This is a genomic window from Roseofilum sp., assembly GCF_982964205.1.
This window is the reverse complement of the sequence record NZ_CEZBFX010000177.1, coordinates 1-6,519: the sequence shown is the minus strand read 5'-3', so window position 1 is coordinate 6,519 and position 6,519 is coordinate 1. Positions and strand designations below refer to the sequence as shown.

Here is a 6,519-nt window from a genome sequence, read left to right as displayed (position 1 = left end):
CAACTGCTCGATTTCTTGCCGTAAGGTGTCCATCGCGCTATTCGAGCCGATCGCCTTCTGCACTTTTTGCAGGGCTTCTTCTGCTCGACGCTGCACCCGCCCATCTGCGGTAGAAGAGGCGATCGCCTGTAAAATCCCCATCGCTTTTGCTGTTTTCATCCCTCCCAAAGCCTGGATCGCTGCCATTTGGGTTAAGAAAAACGATTCAGACGATAGAGCATCCAACCGTGCTAACACCTCTTCTACCTGAGCTTCATCTTGACCGGAGGATGCCACACCTAAGGCACGAATGGCACTTAAACGTAGAGGTTGGGGAATACCGAGGTGGGTATACTCTAGAATCACCTCCAAAGCTGCTTTAGAGCGATTCATTTGGCTTAATCCGGCGATCGCCCCACTGCGAACCACCTCATTCCAACCCGCTTTCGTTTCCAAAACTGTCTTGAGTAGTTTAATCACCTTACGGGGCTTAGGCATCTCTCGATCCTTGAGAGCAGCGATCGCCCCCAAAACCTTAACCACAGAAGCTTCCACTTGATAAGACGGATCGCCATTAACCAAAACCGACTTCAGCACCTTATAACTCGCCTTAGTTTTGATCGTCCCTAACGCTTCAATAATCGCCTTACGGACTCTAGCATCCCCATCTTGCAAGCCCACTAACAGAGCCTCAAATACCTGATCCAGGCGAATTTTACCCAAACCTCTGGCTATTTCCACTCGCACTCCCCAAAAGTCCTCCGTTTTTAATGCTTCAGCTAAAGCCTGAACTACGGGTAAGGTTCCTTTCTTCACTAAAGCGTTAATAGCATAAATGCGAGAAATCGGATCGGGATCGCAAGCCAACTGAGCCTTTAATTCAACCACAGGATAGTCCAAAACCACCGTTTTCAAATAGCGATTCCCCACATCAAAACTGATAAACTTAGGCCTCTCATCTAAGGGGAAATAAAAACTCTCTTCCACTTGATGAATTCTCACCGTATGGGAATTAACGAAAATTTCAGGCGCTTCACCTTCCTGTTCTGAAGGATTGACATAGCCAAAACCAATAGGGATTTTCAAATCAAAGAGAGACTTTTCATCCTCTTTAGCTTGGGTTTGGACTACCGTTACCTTCGCCAGCTTACGATCTATATCCCAACTGTAGCTGACCTTAAAATCGGGATGTCCCCCGCGATAGACATATTGATCGAATAAAAACAGGAGATTGCGCCCTGTAGCTTCTTCAATGGCTCGCAGTACATCCACTGTTTCTACCGTACTATGGGCATGATTGCGAACAAAGGTTTGTATAGCTTTGAAAAATAAATCATCGCCCAATTCTGCCCGCATCATATGGTAGACACAGGCTCCTTTTTCGTACAAATGGCGATCGTAGAGTTCAATCGGCTCCCGATAGATATGAGTGACCATGGGGCGACGATAGCGGGTTTTATCTTCTTGTAAATAGCTTCGTGCTTCTCTGAGGTAATAATAGGCAGCATCTTCTGCTCCATATTCTTGTTCGGTCCACAGCACTTCACAATAGGAAGCCATCCCTTCTTTAATCCAAGCGTGGGACCAATGTTTAATCACCACTAAGTCCCCAAACCATTGGTGGGCAAGTTCGTGGGCGACTAAACTTTCGGTAAAGGGATGATCGAGTAGAGATCGTTTATCCAGTAGACAGCGATCTGTTAAGAGTGTTGTCGAGGTATTTTCCATGCCGCCAAAGATAAAATCAGCGACACAAACTTGGGCATATTTGGGATAGGGATAGGGATAATCAAAGATGTTACTAAAGAAGTCGATCATGCGTGGCGTTTTGCCCATACTTCTCTGGGCATCATTTTTACGGTCTTTTTCCACATAGTAAAGGACGGGGGTGTTTTGCCACTTGTCTTTGATTTCTACAAATTCGCCTATGGCTAAAGTCATCAAATAGGTCGGATGAATTTCTTTTTGAAACCAATGATAAATTTTGGTCTTGCCTTCAGTTTTTGTGTCAATCAGTTCCCCATTGGAGATCGCCATATATTTGGCGGGGACTTGAACTCGAATTTCTGAAGTAGAAAGTTGTCCGGGGTAGTCTAGACAAGGGAACCAGTAGCGGGAGTCTTCATCTTCGCCTTGAGTCCAAACTTGGGTCGGTTTGCCAGGATAATCAGTATCAGGATGAATGAAATAGAGTCCTCTTTGGGGACGATCGACTCGATAGACAATGTTAATTTCTAGGATTTGTTCCGCTTGAGTGGGGAGATCTAGGTGGATGTGGAGTTTTTGCCCATCGTAGTCAAAGGATTGGGATTTGTGGTTAATTTTGACATTCTCGATGATTAAGTCTACTGCGTCTAGGGAGAGGGTTTCAATACCTGTGCGAATGGGTTTGAGATGGAGAGTACAGGAACCACTATATCGAGAGTGAGGAATGTCTAAGACTAAATCTAAAAAAATATGTTCGATTTGTCCGGGGCGATCGGGGGTATAGTGAGGATAGGAACCGGGAAGTTGAAAGGATTTACGTTTGGGTTTTTCGGTATCGAGGAAGGATTTTAACAGTTCAGACATGCACTTAGAGTTGAGATTAGGAGTAACCTTTTAGTTTAATACAGTTTTTAGGGTTTGGAACACGCAACTGGGGACTACTAATCTAAGATGCCGGTTAAGATTTCTAGCAAAAGAGTTAATTCTTCTGGTACAAGATAGCGCTTTGCCCTAGCGAATAGGATTGTGGTACATGGCTTTGAGGATTTAATAGTATACTCCATAACAGCACAAAGTGTGTATCTTATACGGAACAAGAGGAAACATGGCAAGACCACTTTACCGATCGCTCTTCTCTTCGGGTTTTTCCTTTATTCTTTCTTTATACATAGGCTCTAAGACAATATCCAGGGGTTTACGACTGGAATGACTTGAGCGCTCTTGGTCATAAATTTGTTCGAGAATTGGACGAAATTAGTCCCTTGGGACTAATTCATTGAGTTGAGACAGAAACGGCTTTTTATTTTTTCCTGGCGATTTTCCCCGTCCCAAAGACTTGTTTGACCCATGATCTTTTTTGATTATATCTTTTTGATTATCTCATAAATTTAGGCTATAGTCAATTAATAGCAGTGCCCTTATTATTTCCCGTTTTTAATCACTCAGGTCATTCGGATATGCGGGGCACTTTAGGTTGGCAATTCGGGGGAATTGACTGATAATCAAGTTTCCTTAACTTCCCAAGCTTACTATAAATCCTGCTTATGTTGCTTCACTTCTCCTCTTTACTTTTTCTTTAGGAATCAGCTCTAATAACTAAAAATTAATCATTCTCGATCGCTGCGTCTGCACTCCCTTCAACTCCCCGTGTTCTCCCATTCCTCCATCCGCCCATTCCCTCACTCTCCAAAGTTTGATACAATAGTTAGTTATGACCTTACGATGGGGTCACAGTTTTTGGCGATCGCACATGAGAGACAAAGAACCCCTAACGTAATGGGGTATCGTATTTCAGTCCCATAACCGAGGGTTCAGGCTAAAGCATAGAACTTGGCCGTCGGTTGTGCAGTAAACGAGGGTCACGCTCTTTTCCCCCTGCGATCGGCTGGCGGCGAGCAACCCAGAACACCAGCGAGACAAATTGAATGTGTAAGCTGCTTACCTATTACTGACATGCATAATTTGAGGAAATTGGATGCCAAAGCAAATTATTATCGCCGAGCAGCATAGATTAGCTGCTGTTTTTGAAGAAGATCAAATCCAAGAACTTGTAGTCGCCACAGGAAGTCATCAAGTCGGAGACATTTATCTCGGTAGCGTAGAGAACGTCTTACCAGGTATTGATGCAGCCTTTGTGAATATTGGCGATGCCCAAAGAAATGGATTTATTCATGTGACAGATCTGGGCCCTCTGAGGCTCAAACGAGGCTCAGGGTCAATTACGGAGCTACTGGTTCCCCAACAAAAGGTATTGGTGCAGGTGATGAAAGAACCCACGGGTTCTAAGGGGCCGCGCTTAACCGGTAACATTACCATGCCCGGTCGTTATTTGGTGCTGATGCCCTATGGACGAGGGGTGAACCTATCTCGGCGAATAATGGGGTCTCAGGAGCGATCGCGCCTACGTGCCTTAGCCATTCTGATTAAACCGACGGGGATGGGCTTGCTCGTGCGCACCGAAGCCCAAGGCATGGCTGAAGAAGCCATTATGGAAGACCTGGAAGAATTACTCAGCCGCTGGGAATCGATTTTAGCCGAAGCGAGTTCCGCCGTTCCCCCAGCCTTATTGGGTCGAGATGATGATTTTATTGTCCGCGTCCTTCGGGATATGTACACCAATGATGTCAATCGCATTGTGGTGGACTCCCATACCGGTCTTAAGCGGGTGAAACAACAAATCATTAACTGGAATGCCGGTAGAATCCCGCCGGGTATCTTGATTGACCATCATCGGGAAAAGAACTCGATTTTGGAATATTTCCGGGTGAATGCAGCCATTCGGGAAGCCCTCAAACCCAGGGTGGACTTACCTTCCGGAGGCTATGTGATTATTGAGCCAACGGAAGCCTTAACGGTGATTGATGTGAACTCTGGCTCCTTTACCAGTTCAGCCACTGCCCGTGAAACCGTACTGTGGACAAACTGCGAAGCGGCCACCGAAATCGCCCGTCAACTGCGTCTGCGCAATATTGCCGGTGTGATTATTGTCGATTTTATTGACATGGACTCCCGCAAAGACCAGTTAAAGGTACTGCAACATTTTGAAGAAGCGCTCTTAGCAGATAAGGCTCGCCCCCAAGTGGCTCAACTTTCAGAGTTGGGTTTAGTTGAATTAACTCGTAAACGCCAAGGGCAAAATATTTATGAGCTATTTGGCCATACCTGCAAAGTTTGTAATGGTTTAGGGCATTTAGCTACTCTGCCAGGAGAAATCGAAGACTCCCCCTCTGCTTTACCCGATCGCTCCTATACCGTAGGACGGGAAACGCCAACTCCAGAGCGCTTTTCTGAAACTCCGGCTCCCACGCTTAAGCCAGACTTTTCTAAGGATTTTGGCTCTAGCTCTGAGTCCAGCTCCAGTTATGGAGAACCGTCATCCCTGCGAAGTTCTGCGGGTATGGATGAGATGGGAGAAGGCTTTGCAGTCGATGAGGAGGCGATCGCCAGACGGACTCGCCGCCGCCGACCCGATACCAAAGATTCGGGGGGATATGGGTATCAGGAGCCGTCCTATCGCAGTGGAGCTGATTTGTCAGTGACCACCACCCTCCATGAAGGATCGCGGCCTTCTGAGGTTCGCTTCTCTTCTCGCAAAGATTATTGGGATAAACCGACTAATCCCCGTAAACGTATCGGGGGAAGATTAATCGATGCTCCTCCAGAGGTAGTCAAGGTTCCCATGACCGATGAAGAGCAAAATATCTATGCTTTAATGGGCATCTCCCCTCTGGTGTTGTTGCCTGATGGAGAAAACAAAAACCCAAAATCAACCATTGTCGAGGTTAGTTCAGTAGATGCCCATGATTCTGAGGGTTCGACTGCAACCCTGGTGGCTACCCCAGAAACTCGGGAAGAGATCGCCCCAGATTCAGAGGAAACCGCTAAAGAAGAAGGCAATTGGGGATGGATGTCTCCGACTCTGGAACAGAAAGACCTGAGTAGCCCAACTTCACAGGAAGAAGCGCTCGATGAGGGAAGCGTTGCAGAAGAGGAGACGGATGAGGAAGTCCCAGAACCTCGTCGCCGTCGTCGCCGTCGCTCTTCTGCGGATTCAGAATAATTCATCATTATTTTGGATCGAGTCATTCGAGTGGCAGGTATTGATGAGGTGGGCCGAGGTTCGCTCTTCGGCCCAGTGGTGGCTGCTGCTGTGATGATCTCACCAGAGGTAGAGCATCAATTGCAAGATTTGGGAGTCAGAGATAGTAAGACATTGAGCCACCGAAAGCGACAGGCCTTATTAGGAGCCATTGAAGAATTGGCTCTTGATTGTCAATTGGGTGTTGCATCGGTGGCGGAAATCGATCGATTTAATATTTTACAGGCATCGTTGTTGGCGATGAAGCGAGCGGTGCTGAAATTAGGGGAGATTCCCGGAGTGTGTTTGGTGGATGGACTCCATGAGATTCCTCAGTTAGACAGGGTTCAGAGAACAGTGGTTAAGGGAGATCGGACGGAGGTGGCGATCGCCGCCGCCAGTATTGTGGCTAAGGTCTGGCGCGATGAATTAATCGCTCGCTTAGATCCGTTGTTTCCCCACTACGATCTGAGGGCGAATAAGGGCTATGGCACGAAGAAACACCGACTAGCGATCGCCCAGTTTGGCCCGTCTTGCTTGCACCGGCGATCATTTAAACTCAAGTCATTCCAAGCTCAATAAATAGGTTTTATAGCAAGGGAAAGGAGAGCTAAGACTTTCTGTTCCCTATTGCCTATTGCCTATTGCCTCAAACCCTAACCTAACTCCTTCTCTGCTATAGTCATTCCAATTAAGTTCCGTATAGACTACCTCCTGTGACCCGTATGCCATCACATACTGCCGTAAAGCCTGTA

Annotated in this window: 3 protein-coding genes; 2 read left to right on the top strand and 1 reads right to left on the bottom strand. The window is 46.7% G+C overall.

Annotated features, from left to right (window positions below):
* A partial coding sequence (locus tag AC3A14_RS23590) for a M1 family aminopeptidase (protein WP_487779195.1) occupies positions 1–2,550 on the bottom strand: 2,550 nt, incomplete at its 3' end.
* Between the two features lie 1,111 nt (positions 2,551–3,661).
* Between AC3A14_RS23590 and rne the strand changes: the two genes are divergently transcribed.
* Both rne and AC3A14_RS23580 read left to right on the top strand, forming a co-directional pair.
* Positions 3,662–5,746 carry a ribonuclease E gene (gene rne, locus AC3A14_RS23585; protein WP_318735343.1) on the top strand — a complete coding sequence of 695 codons (2,085 nt, stop codon included), beginning with the start codon at positions 3,662–3,664 and terminating at the stop codon, positions 5,744–5,746.
* Between the two features lie 12 nt (positions 5,747–5,758).
* Positions 5,759–6,346 (top strand): ribonuclease HII, encoded by a 588-nt coding sequence (locus tag AC3A14_RS23580; protein ID WP_318735341.1) that lies wholly within the window; start codon positions 5,759–5,761, stop codon positions 6,344–6,346.
* Positions 6,347–6,519: the final 173 nt, after the last annotated feature.